Origin of the sequence: Dyadobacter endophyticus (assembly GCF_014641595.1) — a bacterium.
Lineage (GTDB): Bacteria > Bacteroidota > Bacteroidia > Cytophagales > Spirosomataceae > Dyadobacter > Dyadobacter endophyticus.
The window spans coordinates 66,727-89,833 of the sequence record NZ_BMIA01000005.1; the positions used below are offsets into that span (position 1 = coordinate 66,727).

At 48.8% G+C, this 23,107-nt stretch carries 17 protein-coding genes and 1 riboswitch; of the genes, 7 read left to right on the forward strand and 10 right to left on the reverse strand.

All coding sequences use genetic code 11. The annotated features are described in order from the left end of the window. Positions 1–78 precede the first annotated feature (78 nt). Entirely contained in the window at positions 79–957 is an 879-nt protein-coding gene (locus IEY24_RS27195; RefSeq protein WP_188938462.1) for a PIG-L family deacetylase, read from the forward strand. A gap of 5 nt (positions 958–962) precedes the next feature. Here IEY24_RS27195 and IEY24_RS27200 read toward each other — a convergent pair whose 3' ends face one another. The 9 genes from IEY24_RS27200 to rocD all read right to left on the reverse strand — a co-directional run bounded on the left by IEY24_RS27200 (position 963) and on the right by rocD (position 13,176). Further along, positions 963–1,730 carry a class I SAM-dependent methyltransferase gene (locus tag IEY24_RS27200; protein WP_188938463.1) on the reverse strand — a complete coding sequence of 256 codons (768 nt, stop codon included), beginning with the start codon at positions 1,728–1,730 and terminating at the stop codon, positions 963–965. Beyond that, the gene (locus IEY24_RS27205) at positions 1,727–2,647 is read right to left on the reverse strand and encodes a glycosyltransferase family 2 protein (RefSeq protein WP_188938464.1); all 921 of its coding nucleotides are present in this window, start codon (positions 2,645–2,647) and stop codon (positions 1,727–1,729) included. Before IEY24_RS27205 ends, IEY24_RS27200 begins: the two co-directional genes overlap by 4 nt. Next, the gene (locus tag IEY24_RS27210; RefSeq protein ID WP_188938465.1) at positions 2,644–3,738 is read right to left on the reverse strand and encodes a DegT/DnrJ/EryC1/StrS family aminotransferase; all 1,095 of its coding nucleotides are present in this window, start codon (positions 3,736–3,738) and stop codon (positions 2,644–2,646) included. Before IEY24_RS27210 ends, IEY24_RS27205 begins: the two co-directional genes overlap by 4 nt. Then, complete coding sequence (locus IEY24_RS27215; protein WP_188938466.1) at positions 3,735–4,130, reverse strand: sugar 3,4-ketoisomerase; 396 nt, start codon at positions 4,128–4,130, stop codon at positions 3,735–3,737. Before IEY24_RS27215 ends, IEY24_RS27210 begins: the two co-directional genes overlap by 4 nt. Positions 4,131–4,411: 281 nt before the next feature. After that, positions 4,412–5,611: a hypothetical protein gene (locus tag IEY24_RS27220; protein WP_188938467.1), complete on the reverse strand. Its 1,200-nt coding sequence runs from the start codon at positions 5,609–5,611 to the stop codon at positions 4,412–4,414. Positions 5,612–5,659: 48 nt separating this feature from the next. After that, the gene (locus tag IEY24_RS27225; protein ID WP_188938468.1) at positions 5,660–8,758 is read right to left on the reverse strand and encodes an AAA family ATPase; all 3,099 of its coding nucleotides are present in this window, start codon (positions 8,756–8,758) and stop codon (positions 5,660–5,662) included. Between the two features lie 140 nt (positions 8,759–8,898). Continuing rightward, positions 8,899–10,413, reverse strand: a complete 1,515-nt coding sequence (locus IEY24_RS27230; protein WP_188938469.1) for a GH3 auxin-responsive promoter family protein — start codon at positions 10,411–10,413, stop codon at positions 8,899–8,901. A 112-nt stretch (positions 10,414–10,525) separates the two neighbouring features. Then, positions 10,526–11,917 (reverse strand): S41 family peptidase, encoded by a 1,392-nt coding sequence (locus tag IEY24_RS27235; protein WP_188938470.1) that lies wholly within the window; start codon positions 11,915–11,917, stop codon positions 10,526–10,528. Beyond that, positions 11,914–13,176 (reverse strand): ornithine--oxo-acid transaminase, encoded by a 1,263-nt coding sequence (gene rocD, locus IEY24_RS27240; RefSeq protein WP_262892443.1) that lies wholly within the window; start codon positions 13,174–13,176, stop codon positions 11,914–11,916. The genes IEY24_RS27235 and rocD overlap by 4 nt, the downstream gene beginning before the upstream one ends. Positions 13,177–13,386: 210 nt before the next feature. Next, positions 13,387–13,481, forward strand: a riboswitch (TPP riboswitch). A gap of 70 nt (positions 13,482–13,551) precedes the next feature. Here rocD and IEY24_RS27245 point away from each other — a divergent pair. From IEY24_RS27245 to IEY24_RS27255, 3 genes are read left to right on the forward strand one after another with little or no spacing between them, the layout of a single operon-like run. Continuing rightward, complete coding sequence (locus IEY24_RS27245; RefSeq protein ID WP_188938471.1) at positions 13,552–15,999, forward strand: TonB-dependent receptor; 2,448 nt, start codon at positions 13,552–13,554, stop codon at positions 15,997–15,999. A gap of 27 nt (positions 16,000–16,026) precedes the next feature. Further along, positions 16,027–17,055, forward strand: coding sequence for a uroporphyrinogen decarboxylase (gene hemE / locus IEY24_RS27250; protein WP_188938472.1), 1,029 nt, complete (start codon positions 16,027–16,029; stop codon positions 17,053–17,055). 2 nt (positions 17,056–17,057) lie between these two features. Next, a complete protein-coding gene (locus tag IEY24_RS27255; protein WP_188938473.1) occupies positions 17,058–17,582 on the forward strand; it encodes a D-glycero-alpha-D-manno-heptose-1,7-bisphosphate 7-phosphatase in 525 nt (174 codons plus the stop codon). A gap of 243 nt (positions 17,583–17,825) precedes the next feature. On the opposite strand, the gene IEY24_RS27260 is transcribed toward IEY24_RS27255, so the two are convergent. Next, positions 17,826–19,319, reverse strand: a complete 1,494-nt coding sequence (locus IEY24_RS27260; protein WP_188938474.1) for a type III PLP-dependent enzyme domain-containing protein — start codon at positions 19,317–19,319, stop codon at positions 17,826–17,828. 551 nt (positions 19,320–19,870) lie between these two features. Here IEY24_RS27260 and IEY24_RS27265 point away from each other — a divergent pair. From IEY24_RS27265 to IEY24_RS27275, 3 genes are read left to right on the forward strand one after another with little or no spacing between them, the layout of a single operon-like run. Further along, the gene (locus tag IEY24_RS27265) at positions 19,871–20,512 is read left to right on the forward strand and encodes a TetR/AcrR family transcriptional regulator (protein WP_229223260.1); all 642 of its coding nucleotides are present in this window, start codon (positions 19,871–19,873) and stop codon (positions 20,510–20,512) included. Beyond that, positions 20,487–21,848: a TolC family protein gene (locus tag IEY24_RS27270; RefSeq protein ID WP_229223262.1), complete on the forward strand. Its 1,362-nt coding sequence runs from the start codon at positions 20,487–20,489 to the stop codon at positions 21,846–21,848. The genes IEY24_RS27265 and IEY24_RS27270 overlap by 26 nt, the downstream gene beginning before the upstream one ends. A gap of 46 nt (positions 21,849–21,894) precedes the next feature. Next, positions 21,895–23,025 (forward strand): efflux RND transporter periplasmic adaptor subunit, encoded by a 1,131-nt coding sequence (locus tag IEY24_RS27275; RefSeq protein ID WP_188938476.1) that lies wholly within the window; start codon positions 21,895–21,897, stop codon positions 23,023–23,025. Positions 23,026–23,107 lie beyond the last annotated feature (82 nt).

The following is a 23,107-nucleotide window of genomic DNA, read 5'->3' on the forward strand; positions in this document are numbered from 1 at the left end:
AAAACTTTGATAATAAGAGCGTGATGAATATTTGAACAATCGATATTTTTACAACACATCACCTAACGAAATCATCGCATGAGAAACATTTATCTTTTGTTACTATTGCTGTTTTCCCTGAACTCATATGCGCAAGGCCCGCGCGTTCTGATCGTTACAGCTCATCCGGACGATGAAACGATGTTTCCGGTGACTGTTTTTAAAGTAACCCGTGAATTAAAAGGCTCTGCCGACCTTGCATTAATCACCGACGCGTCGGGCGGCTACAATGGGCTGGTAGCATCGAGCTACTACGGCCTGAACCTGGTTGATTCGGCCACGGGCAGAAAGCATTTGCCCTTGATCCGGAAAAAAGAACTCATGGCTTCCGGCGAGGTGATGGGCATCGGCAATTTCTTCTTCCTCGACCAGCTCGACGATTACTACAACCGTGACGAAAAGCCTTATTTACAAGGTAAGAACTGGGATATTGCCTACGTGGAGAAAAAGCTCGACAATATTCTGGCCAACGGAAACTATGATTTCGTATTCTGCCTCATCCCGCACGAGGGCCAGCACGCGCACCATAAAACGGCGTCCATCAGCGCGATAAGGGCCGTGCAGCGTTATAAAGGCACGAAGAAACCGGTTGTATTGGGGGGCCAATCACAAAATAAGGGGTACACTTTCCAATTCACCGGGCTTGCAGGTTATCCCGAAACCAATGTTCTCAAAACTGCTCCTGTCTTCGAATTCGACCGTTCGCACAGCTTCGGAGAGGATAAAAAACACAGCTATATGATCGTCGCCGACTGGGTGAAAGCCGCCCACAAATCGCAAAGCGGCGATATGAACCAGGCAATGCACCGGGGCGATCTGGAAGTATTCTGGTATTTCGCACTCAACGCAGAGGATGGCATTGCCAAAACGAAAGCACTGTTTGATGCCGTGAGTTCGTCGGGATATTCCAAAAAGTAGGGAAATCAGGCCGGCTGGAAAGTCATGAAGAGCGAGCTCCCGAATGGTGCCTTACCCAGAATGGCGGATTCGGCTTTGGTAATGGTCTTTAAAACCGCATTCACCGCATCGCCAGGGTATTCGACATCCGAATCGAGATGATCAACATTGATCTTCTTCTTCCGGATCTGGTAATTCTGCCACTGCCGCACAAGCAGAATCGGCAACGAAAGCGCGAATGGCCAGTAAGTAGTGTAACCGATCCGCAGCCCGGCCGCTTTGCCGAATGCCTGGAACTGTTCCAGCTTGAATCGTCGCGAACTGCCTACCGCGAGGTCGTGCGTGCCGGAAAAGGCTTCGAATGCATGAATATTAATGATTATCAATCCATTGCGATTCAGACGGTTTCTGAACGCGGTCAGTGCGCGGACGATCTCTTCGTCGGTCAGGAAATAGAGCGCGTCGTTGCAGGTGATGATGTCGAACGGCTCACCCGGTTCGAATGCATCCACATTCCGAAGATCGCCGAAGACGACATTCAGTCCGCGTTCATTCGAGAAATCGATGGCATGCTGTGAATAATCGAAGCCCCGAAGGTTGGAATAACCATTTTCTTTTAAAAAAGACATTAACCCGCCCGTACCGCAAGCTGCATCGAGGATTTTGAGATCGGGGTCCATCGCTCTGAAATGTTTGCGGATCTGGCTCAAAACCTTGCCGTGGAGGATCTGATACCACCACAGCTTGCGCTCGGTTTCGTACATGCGCAGGTATTCGAGCCGGTTACCGATCATACGTGTTCAGAGCTGTTATATTTGATCACATATTGCGGCTGCCCGCTTTGCGCCATGAAACTCTTGCCGATATATTCCCCCAGCACACTCAGCAGCATGCATTGAATGCCACCAATGAAGATAATGGTGGCCGTTACCACCTGCCAGCCCTTAGGGTCGGGACCGATAATCCATTGTAATGTGAGAAAGAGCAGAAGTAAAAAGCCCAGGCTGAACAAACCGACGCCAATGGGTACAAAAAGACGGATAGGCAGTGACGAGTAGCAGAACAGGATATTGAGAAAGAGGGATACCAGCTTGTGTAATGTGTAATTGGAAGCCCCCTCTTCACGCTTCTCGTGCGCTACCTGCACGGTACCGATGTTGCGGGTGATCCGGAATATCAGTCCGTCGATGTACGGATAGGGACCGTGGTATTTGATTATTTCCTGCACAACTTCCTGCCGAATCAGTTTAAAGCTGGATAAATACAGGTCTTTGGGTTTATTCAGAAGATAGCTCGTAAGCCAGTTGACAAACCTACTGCCCATGTTCCGGCCGACAGAGTGCTGTTTTTTGGCATAATGCGTGTAAACAACGTCATAATCTCCCGATTCTGCCGTTTCCACCAGCTTTAATATTTCTTCCGGCGGATTCTGAAAATCATCGTCGACCATCACGCAATAGTTACCATAAGCCCAGTTGAGGCCACACATTACCGCATTGAACTCGCCGTAATTTCTGCGAAGAGAGATAAACCGGACATTCGCGTGGGCATCCGACAGTTCCCGGCAAACCTGCTCGGAGCGGTCGTGGCTGCCATCGTTGACCATCACGATTTCGAATGATATTTCTGATAAAGTCGCTTGCAGCTTTTCGATCAGCGGCCGAATGGTCTTTTCACTGTTGTAAACCGGAATGATGACCGATAGCTTCATTGACGATCGAATTGATTGACGGTTTGAATGATGTAAGCCACCTCATGATCCGTTAGAACCGGGTTGAGCGGCAAACTGATCACTTGCTTATGGATCTGCTCTGTGAGAGGCAAATGTAAATCTTTAAATTCTTTGTAAGCCAATTGTTTATGAATAGGCTGCGGATAATGAACGTTCGTCTGCACCCCGTGCGCATCCAGGAACGCGATAAACTCCGAACGCCGCGGGTGCCGCACTACAAAGAGATGCCAGGCATCTTCCGAGAGCCTGTCACCGGGCGGCAATGTAAGGTCGCTGCATTGTAATTCCCGCAAATACCGGCCGGCGATTTCCCGTCGACGTGCGTTTTCGGGATCCAGGTAAGGTAGTTTTACACTAAGAATAGCGGCCTGCATTTCATCCAGACGGCTATTTACACCTTGATACTCGTTCTGATACCGGATCACCGAGCCGTAATTACGCAGGTAGCGTATCTTTTCGGCCAATGCGGCGTCATTGGTCGTGATGGCACCGGCATCGCCCAGCGCACCCAGGTTTTTGGTAGGGTAAAAACTGAATGCTGTCGCGTCCGCCCAGGTACCTACTTTCCTGCCTGCGTGCGTAGCTCCGTGTGCCTGAGCGGCATCGGTTATTACTTTCAGACTGTATTTTTTTGCCAGATCAAGAATATCTGCTATTTCGCAGCTTCTACCATAAAGATCTACTGTGATAATCGCTTTTGTCCGCGGTGTTATGGCCTGCTCGATCAACGCAGGATCGATCAGCATCGTTTGAGGATCGGGTTCCACGAAAACCGGCGTAAGGTGCAGGTAACTTACCGGCAGTACCGACGCGATATAAGTATTGGCAGGCACGATGATCTCACTGTCTTTCGGAAGATCCATGGCCATCAGTATAAGCGTAATAGCGTCCAGGCCGTTGGCCGTGCCCACGCAATGCTCCGCTTCACAATATGCGGCAAATGCCTTTTCAAATGTTTTCAATTCATTGCCCAGGATGTACCAGCCCGACCGGATCACCCGGAGGGAAGCATCTTCGATCGCTTGCAGATAAGGGGCATTTACCTGATTTAAATCCAGAAATGGGATCATTGAAATACTGTCTGGATTAGCTGATTGAGCGGATAGGGCTCGTCGATGTAGTCGGCCTTGTCGTAATATTCATTGGACAGTACCAACAGGATCGCATCATCCGAAAAAGAATCCATAATGTGCCAGTCTTTGGGTTCGAGAATCAGGCACGAAACGGGATTATCCAGAATGAAAATTTCTTCTTTTACACCGTCGTTGGAGTATATACGACAACTTCCATGAATACAAACCAGGGCATTCCACGTTTTGTGATGCCTGTGGCCACCTCTCTGCGTCTCACTCGCGCCGTAAATATAAAATACGCGTTTGATCGTACCGGGGATGATTTTTTCAAAGACTGTGAGGTTACCCGATCCAGTGTTAAATGTATCCAGCTCTACTAATAGCGGCATATGGCAATTTATAGATTGTTAGGGTGTGGCTAAACTCTTTCAGATACGCGATCCGCTTCAAAAGTAACCGATTAGTAAATGTCAGATATTTTTCCTTTAAAATACAAAAATACCTTTCACATAAAAAAATCGATTACTCTGAGGCAAGGCTTAATGATCATTTAACGGATCCTGCCCGGAGTGCCGACACACTCGCGTTGACCAATGTTGCCAGGCATTGGTTGGGAGAGGACGAAAATAATCGGCCCGACCCCTATCCGGGCGACCCTATCCGGGCGACCCTATCCGAATAAGCCCCAATGCAGACGATGGTCGATCAGCATGAACAGTTTGAGAGGGAGCGGTTCCAGCCACAGTATTTTGTTGTAGCCCATATAAAAAACCTGCGGATGCCCCACACAAATGAGCATTGTGAAAAACAGAATGAGCCGCACAGCGGATGTGGAAGAGGTTTCGATCAATATAAAAACCGCAAGAAGAATAAACGGGAAGCCGTACGATAACGCCCTGTCGATATCATGCACGTAGATTCCGGTGGCCACGAGCACCGAAAAGCCGGCCATCAGCGCCAAGAGAAGCCAATAGCGTTTCGTGAGGCACAGTACCGCAAATGCGGCGGTCAGGATAAGCCAGCCCCCCTCGAATGTACTCCAGATACTACTTCCCAGGCCGTTACGGTGGGCATTTGCCAGCAATACCGGCGTTCCGATCGTAGAATAGGAGTGATGCGGAAAATACGTAACCTGCACATACTCCCGGATTGTGAAATAGATCGCCCACGCCACCCAAACCACCAGGCTCTCGCCCGTAAACGCCGATTTCAGCAGGCCAGGAACACCGAAATTGTTGTTGCGGTAGGCCTTCGTACCCATCCACCAGAGCACTAAATAGCCTCCCGCCACGACAGCGCGCTCGTCGGTGAAGAACGCGATCTGAAGCGACAGGAATATCACAAGCGGATTCTTGCTCAGCAACGCCAGTAGCAGGAAGAAAAAGGCAAATTCATCGCCATACCCGTGCACGTCCGCGAATGCCCACACGCTCACGAAAATGTTGGCAATAGCCGTCACAAATAGCGCTGTACTTACCTTGTCGCCCGAAATTGAATAGATATAAACCCCTATTTTGTACAAAAACAGCACACCCAAAACGGCCTGGATGATCAGGATCAGCAATACATTGTGACCGGTCAGAAACGAGAGCAGCGGCAATGTCCAGCGGAATATCATATTCTCGCGACGGACGTCATAGTCCATGTCTTTGGGGTGCAGCAAGTCCTGCGCCTGATTTTGGATAAACACCCACGCGTCCAGGCTCACACCGTTGTTTCTCAAATGATTAAGCAGCAGCGAATAGGGTGGAAAAGCAAGAAAAAGCGACAGCGCGACAGCCAGGAAGGTGAGCTTCCACAACCAGTTCTTTCCCGATAATTGTGCTTCAATCCAAAGTAGAAACGACCCGTAAAAATTTTCCAAAAGCATAGGACGGCTTGGGCAAATAGGCCCAAATATACATTTTATGTCTGATACTCATTTCCAGCTCGGCACGATCCTGCTCCCCTCGTCGCTTTCGGTAATGCGCAGGTACGTCTGGATTTCCTGCTGCAAATCCTCGACATGACTGATAATACCCACAATCCTGTTTTCCTTCCGCAATGATTTCAGCGTTTCAAAAACGGTTTGCAAAGCATTCTTATCGAGCGAGCCAAAACCTTCGTCCAGGAAGAAAAAGTTGTGTTTCGACTCGTTTCTGACGTGAATGTGGTCGGCCAGGGCCAGTGCCAGCGACAAGGCTGCCTGGAATTTCTGTCCGCCCGAGAGTGTTTTTAGCAACCGCATATGGCCGCCATTGAGTAAATCCCTCACCCAAAAACTGTTGCCTTCGCCCAACTCAAGGTGAAGCTGCTGGTGGGTCATCTGGTGGAAACGGTGATTTGCCGCCTGAATGAGATTTTGCAGATAAATACTCGACGCATAATCCACAAACCCGCTGGATCTGAACAACTTCGCTAGATCGTCTAAATGTTCCTTCCTGAGCTGCAAACGGCCTTTTTCGGCAAGTAACGCTACTTTTCTAGCCAGATCTTCTGTCAATTGTTTCAGCCGCCCCCCAATATTACCTTCTTCCTTCCGCTGGGAACTCAGGTTTTCAGTCAGCATATTTTTCAATGCAGTAACCTCTCCATGTTTTACGGCGTCGTATTGCTCATCGGCGTGTTCTTCGAGCAGGTTTCTCAACTCCGCACCGGTCGTTTCCAATGCGAGTTTAAACTCGTCGATCGCTTGCCGCTCGGTTTCGATCCGGATGGGCTTTTGCAGTATTTCCACCACCTGCAATTCCGATTCGAATCCATAGGCGGCCAGCTGGTTATCGATCTTTTCCTGCGCCACGGCAAGATCACGCTGGCTTCGTTCGAGCGCCACCAGCAAGGTAGTTTGGCTCCCCCAAAGCGTATTCCGGTCCTTTTCAATGGCATCTACCTGCTTTTCAGCCTCGGCAAATGCGGTTGAAAGCTGCTGATAATCCGCTTTCAGTTCGTTAATCTTCTCTGAAATCTCACTTTTGTCGGTCGTTTCAAAATCCGCCAGATTAACCCTCGATAACTGTTCCGAAAGCGTGTGAACGGTATTTTCAAACCTCAGAATCTCGTCTTTCAACACTTGAAGCGGCTTTTCGATCTTTTCGGTTTTTTCTCTGGTAGCCGCTTCTATTTGCTCCGTGAAGGCTTTCACTGCCGTTTCCCCAGCTTTGATCTCTGCCTGTAAAAGGCTGCTTTCCGAAAATCGCTTTTCAAAACCTTCACGGTCTGTTCTATTGAATGCGGCCCATTCAAATGTTTTATCATGCGATTCCAGCTTTGCCTTCGCATCCGCGAATCGTTGTTTTATCGACGATTTTTGTTTTTCAAGACTTTCTATTTGATTGAAAACTCGCTCTACCGGCGATTGTAAACGCCTTAATAGCCTTTCTTTTTCATCCAATGCATTCAACTGCTTTTCTATTGCGACCGTTTCTTCGGATAATGCGCCATCGGCCGTCAAAACTTCCGGATGGTGCAGCGAACCGCAAAGCGGGCAGGGCTCTCCGTCTTCAAGGTTACCGGCATATTCGTGTAATGCAACCCTCGTTTTGATGTGCAGCAACTGACGATTGAGTCCCTTTCGATCATTTTCGCTTTTTTCCAGGTAATTAGAAATGGCCGCTTGAAAAGCCTCCAAAGATTTCTCTAACCCAAAATCAATACCAAAATCGCGGGTGATCTCTTGTAATCTTTCCCCAAGTCCGTCACTAAGCGTTTGGATCTCCGCTGCAAGCGCCTCCGCTTCTGTTTTAATCGCCTGACGGTTCTCTGCGAGGCTGTCGGCTGTGGTGAACCAGGATTTTACAAGGCCCATTTCGAGCACATCGCCGAGGCCTGCCTTTCGCTTTTCGTTGGTCGCTTCCAGCTCCTGCCTTTGCTGTTTTTGTATTTCAATAGCAATTTCCTTCTCCTTCAACTGCTCCTCGCCCCGCTGTAAGGCTTCTTTCCGTTTGATAACTGCTTGTGAATGTTCGATAATCCGAATGACCTTTTCAAGCTCCTCAGCGGTGGCCAGCAGCTCTTCACGCTTTTCATAGCGCGGCCGCAGCATTTGCAATGTTTCCTTCTGTGTTTCCAGCAAACCCGCCAGCTTCGACAACCTTTCCTGGTTTGCTTCTGAAATACGCTGGTCTCTCGCTATTGCGGTCAACAGATTGCTTTTTTGGTCAAAAATGGATTTGAAATGCAGCGAACAGGTCTCAAAAGTCTTCAACATGGCCTCGCGTTCCTGCATCGTCGCTCGCTGGGAGTCGAGCACGGCCAATCTGTTGCGAAGAACCTGAATTTTCTCGCCGGCAAGTTTGAGTTTCTGAAAATTACTTTCGAGTGCTGTCTGGACGGCAAGCTCATCGGTAATCTGTTGAATTTGTTGCCGGAGCTGTTCCAACCGCTGCCCGCCTTCCGTGAGCATTTCCTGTGTTACCTCGCCAAGTCCCAGTAACTGGCCGTCGACATTCGATAATGCGAGGTCGTTCTGCTTGCTCAGCGAGCCTACGTTACGGCTTAGATCATATTTTTCGAGCTGGAAAAGCTCTTTCATCATCCGTGTCCGCTCGGCGTCTTTCAGTTCGATAAATTCCTGAAAACGCCCCTGGGGTATGATGATCGTCCGGCGAAAGTTGTCATAACTGAGGCCGATAATGCTTTCGGTCGACTCGTTTTCGGCCAAGGGCACCCAGTCGTTTTCCTGCCAGATGTAACCTTTCCTGTCAAAGGTTTTTACATCCTTGAAATTCTTACTATTCCGTTTTCCACGCACCGTGAACCGGTAACGATCGCCGTTCTTTCCTGCAATGCATTCAAAATCGATGAGCAAATCGTCGGAGCGGAGGTTCATCATATTATAGGTCCGGTCGTCCCCCGACTTGTTGAGCCGCTCCGTATCACCGTACAGCGCAAAGGTAATCGCCTCAAGAATGGAAGATTTCCCGCTTCCCACAGCCCCGAATATCCCGAACAACGAAGCGTCCGTCAGCGGATCGAAATCAATTTCCTGCTCGGTCTGGTAAGAGTATAGTCCTTTTATTTTTAAGCGTTTGGGAATCATTGATGCGGCGTTGCGGTAGTGGTAGCGTCGGAAGAATTTGACCGCCGACCGCTGACCACCGACCGCCGATTACTTTAATATTTACTGTTTAATATTCGATTCGTAAGTATCAAATCGGCCGTCAGTTTCCCAACGACACTTTACAAACTGGCGAGCAAATCGTCCAGATACTCCCGCGTGTTGCTCAGCCGCGGCACCTTGTTCTGGCCACCGAGCTTGTGTTTCCTGCCCATCCACGCGTAAAAGGTGCCTGCGGGAGCGAAATGCACTCGCGGGAGCGTGAGGGCCATGTCTTTATAGCGCTTGGCATCGTAGTCGGAATTAACTTCCCGCAATGCATTATCCAATGCGAGAACAAACACACCGCGATCCTCGGGCTCTTTGGTGAACTCTATGATCCATTCGTGGCAGCCGCGCGAGCCATCGCCCATGTACACGGGGCCCGCGGTGTAGTTCGCTACCAGCGCGTCGGTCTGGTGCGCTGCTACCTTAATGGCGTGGTCGGCATTCTCGACGATCACCTCCTCGCCGAATGCATTGATAAAATGCTTGGTACGGCCGCTTACTTTCACCCGGAATGGATAGATGGACGTAAATTTCACCGTATCGCCGATCAGGTAGCGCCATAAGCCTGCATTTGTCGAAATCACCATGGCGTAGTTCTTCCCTACTTCCACTTCATCCAGCAACAGCGCCCGGGGATGCTCCTTGCCGAGCTCTTCGATAGGTATAAATTCGTAAAAAATCCCGTAATCGAGCATGAGCAGCATTTCTCCTACCCGGCTAATGTCGTCCTGGATCGCAAAAAAGCCTTCCGAAGCGCTGTAAGTTTCAAGGTACAGTACCTGGTCGGAAGGGAAGTATTTGGTCATGAACAGATCGCGGTAGGGCTCGAATGAGACCGCTCCATGCACGAAAACCTCGAAATCGGGCCAGACCTCCAGCATATTTTTTTTCCCGGTACGTTCGAGAATCTGATCGAGCAGCACGATCGTCCAGGTAGGCACGCCGAGAATACTCGTCACGTTTTCCTGCGAACAGATCGACGCCATTTTATCCAGCTTGCTTTCCCAGTGGTCCATCAATGCAACTTCCAATGGCGGTGTGCGCATGAACTCTGCCCAGGAAGGCAGGTTCTGCATAATTACCGCCGACACATCCCCAATCTGGGTATAATCGTCAAAAGGGTTGGCATGTAAAGTTCCGCCGATCGAAAGGCCCTTTCCATCGAAAACACGGGTATCGGGGCGGTTGTTAATCAGCAGGGTCATCATGTCCTTGCCGCCTTCATAATGGCATTCTTCGAGCGCCTCGGGCGAAACAGGCAGGAATTTACTTCTCGCGTTGGTCGTACCCGACGACTTGGAAAACCATTCGATCTGCGACGGCCAAAGCACATTCGGTTCGCCTTTCAGCACCCGCTCGATGTAAGGGTAAAGCTGCTCATAAGCCGAAACAGGCACCTGTTCCTGAAATTCCTTCACCGTTTTGATCTGCCCGTAATTATAGCGGCTACCCCATTCGGTGTAGCGGGCCGTTTCGATCAATTCGGAAAATATACGCTGCTGGGTTTCAATGGGGTACTTCATAAACTGTTCGATCCGTTCGAAGCGTCGCTTCAAAAACCAGACAGTCATATCATTTACCAGCTTCATAAAGGTCAATTAGTTAGAAATACGCAAGTCTGTAAAAATAGCAATAAAAAATGGTGCGAGAACAGTTGGAAGCCGTTCTCGCACCATTCAAAAAAAATATACCAGCCGGTCGTTATCTGTCGTAGAACATGTTGCTACCGCCCGCTTTGCGGCTGATCGACGAGGATAGTTCCGTACTTGCTTCTTCCTGCAACACCCGAGCGCTGCGGCCCTGGCGGGTCACGTGCGTGCCCGTGATCTGAAACAGTGCCTCACCCAACAACGGGTCGCGAGGGTCGCCGTAAGGATAAAGGATGTTGCCTTCGCTTATTTTCACATCCGGTTCGAAGCCTACATGGTAATCCGATTTTTTATCCTTATTCAAAGATTTCGAAACTATGGGCTGCAAACCCACTTTAATTCCATTCTTCTCGTCGGCGATCGTTATCGACCCCACATTCTTTCCGACCGTTTTACCCCCGACCAAAGTCACGGCCATAAACGGCTTCAAGCCATTGATCAGCAATTCACTCGCCGACGCTGTACGCGACGACACCAGCACCACGAGGTGTTGCAGGTTGCCGCCCACATTCTGGCTTTTGGATACGAACTTGTCGTAGAAATAGGATTCGCCGTATTTTTTGAGGCTGGTTTCCGTCACTTGCTTGTTATATTCTTTGTAATAAAACACGTCGTTTGCCGTAACCTTGCCGATCAGGCTCGCCAGGTTCGTCGCTGAACTTACATAACCTCCGGGGTTGTAGCGCAAATCGAGCACCAGCGCATTGACGCCACTATTTTTAAACTCGCCGAAAATAGCGTCCAGCTTTTTGTCGTATGCTTTGCTGCTGGTCTGATAGGGCTCCGGAATGAACTGATGATAAACCACATAGCCGATTTTACTGGCGCCGATCGTATACACTGAGTCAAAAAACACCGGGTCTTCCTGCAATACAACCGGTGCGACCTCCCTTGTCGTTTTGGTTTCCTTTAATGTACCGTCCGTGATGTCAGCCAGGGTGTAGCTCACCTTATCTTCCGTATTCAGCAATTTCGAATAGTTCGAATCCGTCAGTTTCTGGCCATTTACACTACTGAACACATCCCCCCGGACAAAACCGGCTTTGGCAGCGGGCGAATCGGGTATCACATAAAGCACAATCCCAACTATATTGCTGGTGTTGGCCGGGAAGTACACCAGCTTGTACTCCATGCCGCTGGTTTTGGATTCACCTCCCAAAGACGCTTCCAGCTCCTTCGCACTTTCCTGCATCCATGAAAACCGGTCGCCATCCGGGCGGGCCGTAGCGTCATATTTATAAAGCAGCGAGTTGAAAAAATCGCCGGGTGTTTTGTTATAATCCGGTGACGCGGTAATATGATCCGTCCAGTAATACCAATATTTCATGTTGGTATAGATCCATTGGTTGGTTTCGGTATCATTCTTGGGGTCTACGTTTTTATCCTTACACGAAAAAACGAGCACAGCCAGCAAGATCACAGGCAGGAAAAGTCTCAGTTTCATAGATTTCCGTTCATTTCTATAAATACCTCTTCAATAATGCGGCAAGCTACGTCCATTTGCTGCTCATTGATCACCAATGGCGGTGCGAAACGGATTTTGTTACCATGGGTAGGCTTGCACAGCAGCCCCTTTTCCATCATTTTATAACAAAGGTCCATCGCCGTGCTGCTATCTTCCGAATCGTTGATTACGATCGCATTCAGCAACCCTTTCCCTCTAACGCTTTCGATCAGCGAACATTGCTTTTGAAGTTCCTGCATTTTCCTGCGAAAGGTTTGTCCCATTTTCTCGGCATTTTCGGCCAGTTTTTCGTCCTGAACTACCTCCAATGCAGCTATCGTGACCGCGCATGCGAGCGGGTTACCGCCATAGGTAGAGCCATGCTCGCCGGGAGCGATCGTCAGCATTATCTCGTCATCGGCAAAAGCAGCCGAAACCGGCATGGTACCGCCGGATAATGCTTTTCCGAGTACCAAAATATCCGGCTTCACACCCTCCCAGTCGCAAGCCAGGCGCTTGCCCGTACGCCCGATGCCGGTTTGCACCTCATCGGCGATGAAAAGCACGTTGTATTTTGTACACAAATCGCGCACACCTTTCAGATAACCTTCATCCGGCACCACCACACCAGCCTCTCCCTGAATGGGTTCCACCATGAATCCGGCAATATTGGGGTCGCTTTTCAGGACATTTTCAAGTGCACCAAGGTCGTTGTAGGGAATGATTTCGTAGCCGGGCAGGAACGGACCGTAATCATTGGTCGACGACGGGTCCGTCGAAGAAGATATCGCCGCCAGCGTCCTGCCCCAGAAGTTACCTGCCGCGTACACCGTTTTCGCTTTGCCTGGCTCGATACCCTTCACTTTATAAGCCCATTTCCGGGTCAATTTCAGCGCAGTTTCACCGCCTTCGACGCCGGAATTCATCATTAAAACTTTATCATACCCGAAGTATTCGCAAAGAAATTGCTCGCATTCGCCCAGGCGGTCGTTATAAAATGCCCGCGACGTCAGCGTTAGTTTTTGCGCCTGTTCGATCATCGCCTGCACGATCTTTGGGTGGCAATGCCCCTGGCTCACTGCGCTGTAAGCCGAGAGAAAATCGAAGTACTGCTTCCCCTCCACATCCCACAAAAAAACACCCGAGCCCCGTTCGATCACTACCGGCATCGGTTTGTAGTTATGCGCGCCAAAGCGGTATTCGAGGTCAATGGCGTGTTTGGAGGCGCTGATATCGGGTGTGTCTGTATAGTTTGGCATTGTAATTCAGGCAGTTATTAAGTTCGCATTGAAATATGTAAAAATACGGAAAACGACGTTAATATGCCGATACACGCAAGATATGTGTTGAATTTAATTGGCTATATTATTATTGAAAACCTTTCATGTACATGACCTTAATCCCGAGTCGCGCCAGGACAATAAACCGGGGTCACTTGTAACATCCCTTCCAAACACTTAATTTTGCAGCATAATCTCAAGGGGTGCCCTACCGAACGGGCTGAGATCATACCCATTTAACCTGATCCGGGTAATGCCGGCGTAGGGAGAGAAAGCCGGAACCGGCTGTTTTCTGTTCACATTTTATCGAACTTTCGGATAGGTGGCCCCTGCCTGTTGTAATTGACTATCGCAATGCGAAAAATCACTACCTATCTACTGGCGCTGTCGTTAAGCACCACCTCGCTCCTCTCTTTTGCACAAAAAAGCATTTCCGGCCGCATTACAGATGCCGAAGACGGAAAACCTCTGCCCGGCGCGACGGTCAAAGCAGGCGAAATCCGCGGCACGAGCACGGATAAGGACGGGAATTTTATTCTGAAAAACATTTCAGACAATATCGACGCCCTCGACATTTCCTACATCGGTTACCAAACTTCGAAGATATCGCTTGGCGGCTCCGAAAAAGTCAATGTTAAACTGACGAAGAGCACTTACCAGGCCGATGAGGTCATTATCAACGCCACCCGCGTGAATGATAAAACGGGTATGGCTTACACGAACGTAACCGCCGCCCAAATAGACAAGCAGAACATGGGGCAAGACCTTCCCGTGCTCCTCAACTTCTCTCCTTCCCTCGTGAGCACGAGCGACGCGGGCGGTGGTGTGGGCTACACGGGTATACGCATACGGGGCTCCGATGCGACCCGCATTAACGTGACAGTGAACGGCATTCCTTATAATGATGCGGAAAGCCAGGGTGTTTTCTGGGTCAATATGCCCGACTTTGCGTCGTCGGTGAGCAGCATCCAGATCCAACGCGGCGTGGGGACCTCTACCAACGGCGCCGGTGCGTTCGGCGCTTCGGTGAATATCAATACCAATGCATTTCGCGAAACGCCTTATGCGGAGCTGAATAACTCATACGGCTCTTTCAATACATTCAAAAACACATTGAAAGTCGGCTCCGGACTGATTAAGGACAAGTTTACATTCGACGCACGGCTATCGCGGGTTTCTTCGGACGGCTTCGTGGATCGTGCTTCTTCGGAATTACACTCATACTACCTTTCAGGCGGGTATTTCGGCAAGAAGAGTTTTGTCCGCGTGAATGTATTTTCGGGCAAAGAACGCACTTACCAGTCGTGGAACGGTGTACCGGAGGCTAAACTCCGCGGCGACCGCGAGGGCGTTCTGGCTTATATTGACAGAAATTATTTAGGAGAAAAAGACGCACAAAACCTGCTCAATTCCGATAACCGGACTTATAATTCATATACTTACAAAAACGAAGTCGACAACTATCGCCAGGACCATTACCAGATCGTTTCCTCCCACAACCTGAGTAATAAACTGACATTCAACCTCAACGCATTTCTCGTGCGCGGCCTGGGCTATTACGAACAATACCGCGCGGCAGACGATTACAGCAAATACAACCTGCCTAACGTGGTTATCGGCAAAGACACCCTCACCAGCACCGATATCATCCGCCGCCGCTGGCTGGATAATTACTTTTACGGAACCACATTTTCATTCGACTATAACAGTTTCAAAAAACTTACCGCTAGTTTTGGCGGCGGTTGGAACCAGTACGACGGCGACCATTACGGACAGATCATCTGGGCGCGCAATGCGGGAAATATCGAAAACGAGCATCAATACTATTTCAGCACGGGCAAAAAGAAAGATTTTAACCTGTACGGAAAGCTTTACTATGCTTTTACAGACAAGTTAACTGCATTTGCCGATCTGCAATACCGTCGCGTAAGCCATGCCATTCATGGAACCGACAATGACCTCGTTCAGCTCGCGTTCGATCAGTCGTATTCATTTTTTAATCCAAAGGCAGGTCTTACTTATCAATTGGCTGAGCAAAGTTCCGTTTACGCATCATACAGCATCGGAAACCGCGAACCTAACCGTGATGATTTCACTTCCTCTACCGCCAATCTCTTCCCAAAAAGCGAGCGTTTGCAGAATGTCGAAGCCGGTTTCCGTACGCAGCAAGGCAAATGGGCGTTTTCAGCGAACTACTATCTGATGAGCTACAAAAACCAGCTTGTACTCACCGGCCAGATCAATGACGTAGGCGGTTCCGTACGCGTGAACGTGCCTAAAAGCTACCGCACCGGCATCGAGCTGGAAGGGGCGGTAGTTTTCAATAACCACCTGAAATGGAATGCAAATGTTACCTTCAGTCAGAATAAAATCAAAAACTTTACGGAATACATTGTCGACTATGATAACGGCGGTTATCAAACAGTGAATCACGGCAAGTCGGATATTTCCTTCTCACCGAATGTGATCGCGGGAAGCCAGTTCACTTACACGCTGCGTAAAAACCTTGAGCTGGCCCTACTGACGAAGTATGTGGGTAAACAATATCTGGACAATACTTCAACCGAAACCCGCAGACTCGACGCTTACCTGACCAACGATATCCGCCTTTCCTGGACCATCAAACCATCCTGGGCGAATGAAATTGCTTTCAACCTGCTCGTAAACAACGTGCTGAATGAGAAGTACGAGTCGAACGGCTATACGTATGGTTATATCGCCGGCGGTGCACTGACGCAGGAGAATTTCTACTTTCCACAGGCAGGAAGGAATTTTTTAGTTGGGGTGAATTTTAAGTTTTGATAACCACTTTCTCCCTACCTTTGCCGCATGAATCTGAAAAATGACCTTTTGCTTCGGGCGGCGCGGGGGGAGAAGACCGAACGCACGCCTGTTTGGATGATGCGCCAGGCCGGACGCATCCTTGCAGAATACAGGGCCGTTCGCGAGAAGGCCGGGAGCTTTATCAATTTGGCCACTACACCTGAAATGGCAGCAGAAGTGACCCTGCAACCTGTCGACTTGTTGGGCGTGGATGCTGCCATTATATTTTCCGACATTCTGGTGATTCCCGAGGCAATGGGATTGCCCTACGAAATGGTGGAGCAGCGCGGGCCGGTTTTTCCAAGCACGGTCCATACGCTGGAAGACCTTCAAAAATTGCACATCGCCGAGCCGGAAACGGATTTAAAATATGTGCTGGACGCCATTAAAATAACAAAACAAGGCCTTGCAGGCCGCGTGCCGCTGATCGGTTTCACGGGCGCGCCGTTCACCATCTTCTGTTACATGACGGAAGGCAAAGGCTCCAAAACTTTCTCGGTTGCCAAAAAGCATTTATACGCCGATCCTGAATTTTCACATACATTATTACAACAAATCACCGACAGCACGATCGCTTACCTGAAAGCGCAGATCGCTGCCGGCGCCGATATTGTACAACTTTTCGACTCCTGGGCAGGCATTCTGTCGCCGGAGCAATACCGCGTTTTTTCCCTGCCCTATATCAAACAGATCTGCGACGCCATTACCGAGGTGCCTTTAACTGTTTTTGCAAAAGGCGCATTCTTCGCCAGAAAAGAGATCGGGGAGCTGAATTGCTCAGTGGTGGGTCTCGACTGGAATATGGACATCGCCGAATCGCGCGAGCTGATTCCAAATAAGACATTGCAGGGTAATCTTGACCCTTGTGTGCTGTATTCTTCCTACGACCAGATCCGAGCGGAGGTGAAGAAAATGGTAGGCCAGTTTGGTACGCAGCGTTACATTGCCAACCTCGGCCACGGCGTATACCCCGACACCGACCCCGACAAGGTGAGATGTTTCATCGAGGCTGTAAAAGAGTATTCTTCTCTCTAAATATGGCTGCTCATCTGAACAAATGCGTATTCCTCGATCGTGACGGAGTACTGAACGAGGATTGCCCGGATTATCTCTATAAGCTGGAAGAACTGGTGATTCCCCATGGGGTGACGGAAGCATTGCAAATGCTGAAAGAAACGGGTTATCTGCTGATCGTCATTACCAACCAGGCAGGCATTGCAAAAGGCCTTTACACGGCCGATGATGTGTATGCTATTCATGAAGCAATGCAACGCGCGTCGCATAATGCGCTGGACGATCTGTATTTCGCTCCATTTCACCCCTCCTACTCCGGCAACTCGTTGTCACGGAAGCCAGGTTCGTTGCTGATCGAGAAGGCTATGGCCAAATACAATATCGATCCGGGCCAATCGTGGATGATAGGCGACAGGGACAGGGATATGGAGGCAGGAAAGAATGTGGGTTTGAAAACGATACATATTATCCCGCATGCAGAAGAGTCGACGGGAGATTATGCCGCTGTGAATTTGCTGGAAGCAGCTAAGCTGATATTGAAACGGTAACGCTTAGGCTTTTACTACCGGCGCTGGCTGGGTTTTCTGTACTGATCCGTATGCAGGGCAGGCGTGTTTGGTGCAAGATGATGCAACCGCCAATGTTCCGCAAACAGCCAGAAGAAGTAAGATCTTTTTCATTTTCCAGTTCGTATAAGATTTTGTCACTACAAAAATATAAAATTAAGTTCTTTGAATGAGCGTTTTAGCTTGACTAATAACGAACTCACTCAAAGAACTTTATATACGGTATCAGATTTTTGTTTCTGCCAACTCCTCTTGCGGCTTCACACGGGACTTTTCAGCAACTGGTTTTTCAACAACCTGCTTTCCATCCTGCGCTCCGAAAGGCTCCTCTTTGAAACCCAGGATCCGCAACATCGAATCGCTGTTCTGCTCGTCGGCAAAAACGCGTGTAGTAATGCGGCCTTCTTCGTCGCGGTCTACGAGTACGTGCTTCGGCGCCGGGATCAGGCAGTGCTGAATGCCGCCATAGCCTCCCAGCGACTCCTGGTACGCACCAGTATGGAAGAACCCAATGTATTGTGGTTCGTTATCCTCGAAAATCGGCATGTACAAATCTGCGCTGTGCATTTCGCTGTTATAGAAATCCTGCGAGTCGCACGTTAATCCGCCGAGATTGACCTTTTGATAAGGGTTATCCCAGTTATTGATAGGCAGCATAATGTATTTCTGGTTCATACCCCATGAATCGGGAAGCTGGGTAATGAACGATCCGTTGATCATGTACCAGAGCTCCTTATCGTTTTGAAGCTTTTTATCGATGATTTCATAAATCACCGCGCCGCTCTCGCCGACGGTATAGCTCCCGAACTCGGTGAAAATGTGCGGAACCGGTACATTGTTCTTGTTGCAGATCCACTGAATGTTCTCGATGATCTCATCGATCATCTGCTGGTAATCGTAGCCGGCTTGCAATGAAGTCTGGATCGGAAGGCCTCCGCCGATGTCGATCGAATCGAGGTCGGGGCAGAGTTTCTTCATTTCGCAGTACTTGAACATGAAGCGGGTCAATTCACTCCAATAATAGGCGCTGTCCTTGATACCGGTATTAATGAAGAAGTGCAGCATTTTGAGCTTGAAACGAGGATTCGTCTCGATCTTCTCTTTGTAAAGCTGCTGTACATCATTATAGCGGATACCCAAACGCGAGGTATAGAATGCAAAATTCGGTTCCTCGTCCGTCGCGATGCGCATTCCAAACTGCACCGTGTCGGCGGTCACCTGCTGCTCGTACGATTCGATTTCTTTGAGGTTATCCAGGATAGGGACCACGTTAAACCCTTCGTTAATGAGCTCGCTCAGGTATTGCGTGTACCGCGGCAGCTTGTAGCCGTTCGCGAGAATGTACGTGCTCTTGTTGACCTTGCCCCGGCGGTAAAGCTCCCGGATAATTGGGATATCGAACGCGGAAGACGTTTCGATATGGATATTATGCTTCAGAGCTTCTTCCAGTACGAAACTGAAATGCGACGATTTCGTGCAGTAGCAATAGGTATAGGTGCCTTTATAGTTATGTCTTTTGAAGGCATTCCGGAAAAACATATTGGCATTCTCAATGTGTTCTCCGATCTTGGGCAGATAATTGATCTTTAACGGCGTACCATGTTCCTTGATGATATCCATCAGAGGTACATTGTTGAACAGCAATTGATTATTATCGACGTTGAACTCCATGGTCGGAAACTCGAACGTCTGCTGAATCAGGTCAATGTAGCTTTTCATTGATTTGTTTGTCGCGATGGCAATTAGTGAATTGGGTGTTAAAAAATAGGAACGAAAAAGGCCCGAAAATTGGGCAGAATATGTGTCATTTCCAAACACGGATCACTGTCAAATCATTCCCTTTCGAAAGCAATTTATCGCTCTATTTGCCAAGTTCATACCCGAAAATCGCCGCTTAATAATTTTTTAATTGACCAACCGGCGACGAGATGCCTATTTTCAGGCCATAAAACCGGAAAACGGGTGAGAACATCCGGCTTCTCGACTCATTCCCAGCGTTTTGTATCGACCTATTTATTCTCAATATAATCCTATTCAAGATTTATACATTTCTCAACAGCTAAAAACCATTCCTATGATTCTTCTCCAATCGGCAGTGCTCATCAAGCGTCCGAAATACGACCAAAGCTGCTAGTTATCAGCGTACAAGGGCTTTTTGCAGTCCATTTTGTGCCTACTTTGCCAATAACAGACTACTAATGCGTCGAAAACTTTAAACATTTTTAAAGTTTTCTTGGTTTTTGTCATTCGAAAATTTCAAATTTGTCGCTGTGAAAGAGCGAATTATCAAATCGGCACTGAACCTTTTTTGGCGCTACGGCATACGAAGCGTCACAATGGACGACATTGCCCGTGACCTGGGGATTTCGAAGCGTACCATTTACCAGCATTATTCCGACAAGGAGGCCATTCTCGCCCTCGTGATCCAGGAGGAGATACGGACCCAGAAATGCGAAATGGAGAAGCTCGAAGAGCTCGCCGAAAATCCGATCGAGGAAGCGATGTATGCCACCGTACAAATGCAGGAAACGCTCGCGGACATGAACCCAACGCTTTTGTATGATTTAAAAAAGTACTACCCCAATGCCTGGGAACTTTTTCAGAACTACAAACACGAGTACATTATCCGGAACCTCCGCGACAACCTGGTAAAAGGTATCGAAATGGGCCTTTATCGCCCCGATATCGATGTGGATGTGCTTTCGCTCCTGCGCGTGGAACAGATCGTGCTTGCATTTGACCCGACCATTTATCCAGCCAAGAGATTCAACATGATGCATGTGCAAACTCAGTTTCTCATGCATTTTTTAAGGGGGATACTTTCGGAAAAAGGCTTTGAATACTACAACACCATAAAAGATAAACCAGCAACTGAACTCAATATCCATGAAAAATGCCAGAACAATACGTAGCACTTTGATGCTGCTCGCGGCACTGATCAATTTTGTCCCATTGTATGCACAAACCGGCTATTCGCTTAAAGAAGCCGTTGATTACGCGATCAAGCATAATTTAAATGTCAAGAATGCGCAACTCGACGGGATTTCAGCCGAAGCGCGTATTGGAGAGATCCGCGCGGCAGGTCTGCCGCAGGTAAATGCAAACTTTTCTTATACCGACAACCTGATCATCCAGCGCTTCTTCCTTCCTGCCAACTTCGCTGATCCGAACGCGCCTGCGGACGCACCGCCGGTAGCATTGAAGTTCGGGGTGAAATACCAGGGCTCCGCTTCCGCAACGCTTAATCAGCTCATTTTCAATGGCTCTTATTTTATTGGATTGAAAGCTGCCGCCACTTATCGGGAGCTTGCGCAAAAGGGCGTTACCCAATCGAAAGTTACGGTTGCCGAAGCTGTGACCAAAGCTTACTATTCGGCACAGGTTGCTGAGCAACGCGCCAAGTTACTCGATCTTAACATTGCACGTGTGGATTCATCCATGCGCGAAACAAAAGCGATGAACGCCAGCGGGTTTGTAGAGCTGCTGGACGTCAACCGCCTTGAAGTGCAGATCAATAACCTGCAAACCGAGCGGCAGAAAGTCCAGAACCTGATCGAATTGAGTTATGCCTTATTGAAATACCAAATGGGCATGCCTGCTAACGATCCTATCCAACTGACTGACGATATCAATGCCTTGGATGTTGAGGCACTGCGAGCCAGCACAGCCGATGCGCTGCCTAATTATGAAAACAGGATTGAGTTTTCATTGCTCAACACGCAGGAAAAACTGGCAGGACTCGATCTGCGGAATGTCCGGGCCGGATATTTGCCTACGCTCAATGCCTCCGTCGGCTATGGCCACAATAACGGTCGAGACAGTTTCAATGACCTTTTCGGCTCAAAATGGTTCAACAACTCGGTTCTAACCATAACGCTGAACGTTCCTATTTTCGATGGTTTTTCGAAACACTACCAGATCAGCCAGAAAAAGATCGCGATCGACAAGGTTAAGAACAATCAGACTTTGCTGAAACAATCAATCGACCTCGAAAACAACCAGGCGAGCATTAATATTAAGAATGCATTTGCCACACTGGAAACCCAGAAACGGAACCTGACGCTCGCCGAAGAAATCGTGCGCGTCACGAAGATCAAATATAAAGAAGGCGTAGGATCGAACATCGAAGTGGTCAACGCCGAATCTTCTTTAAAGGAAGCGCAGACGAACTACTTCACCGCATTGTACGACCTGATGATCGCCAAAGTTGATCTCAGCAAGGCCAAAGGCGAGCTTTATGCCGAATAATACCATTAACACTTAACAAAATTCGAAACAGCTACTTACCAATACCATGAAACGCAATATTCTGATTATAACCGCTATTGCCACCATTCTGGCTTCCTGCTCAGCCAAGAAAGAAGGTTTGGAAGGCAAAAAAGAAGAGCTCGCCGCGCTGAAAACTCAGCAGGTTGAGAACGAAAAGAAGATCAAGGCACTCGAAATCGAAATTGGTAAGCTCTCGCCGAACAAAGTCACGGAAGCGAAAGTGAAGCCGGTATCCATCGACACGCTGAATGCGGAGACTTTCAAGCATTACGTGGAGTTGCAAGGCACGGTTGATGCTAAAAACAACGTGCTCGTTACCCCTAAAACCGGCGGTGCCGTCGTGGCCATGTACGTGCGGGAAGGCGACGCCGTGAAGGCAGGAACCGTGATCGGCAAGATTGACAATAGCATCCTGACCGAATCCGTAGAAGAACTAAAAACCTCGCTGAGCCTCGCTAACACGCTTTTTGAAAAGCAGAAAAACCTTTGGGACCAGAAGATAGGCACAGAGCTGCAATATCTTCAAGCCAAAAACAATAAAGAGGGCCTCGAAAGAAAACTGGCGACATTGAATACGCAGATTGCCCAAACGAACATCGTATCGCCGATGTCCGGTGTGGTGGATCTGGTCAATATCAAAGTAGGTGAAATGGCTTCCCCGGGCGTAGGTGTAGTGCGGGTGGTAAACCTGAGCAACCTCAAAGTCTCTGCGAAAGTGTCCGACGTTTATGCGGCCAGCGTGAAAAAAGGCGACGAAGTAATCGTCAAGTTTCCTGATTTGAAAAAGGAATACAAAGCCAGAATAACGTTCGTGAGCACTGCGGTCGATCCGCTGTCGAGAACATTTACGATCGAGGCCAGCCTGCCTTCCGACCGCGATATCAAGCCTAATATGATGGCGCAGGTGCAGATCAACGACGCGACCAGCAAAAATGCACTGGCTATCGACCAAAATTATGTTCAGAGCACGGAAAAGGGAAATGTGGTGTATGTAGCCGTGACAGAAGGCAACAAAAAGGTAGCCAAAGCGAAAGAAGTGAAGACGGGACTGAGCTACAATGGCAAAGTCGAGATTCTTTCGGGCCTATCAGCAGGAGACGCACTGATCACACTGGGCTACCAGGAAGTATCGGATGGTCAGCCGATTAGCTACTAAATATGAAGAATGACGACCGTCAAAGGTCATTTGTAGTCAGGAGTTGTCAGGAATACGCGACTCTTTTCCGTCCCGGCGGAAT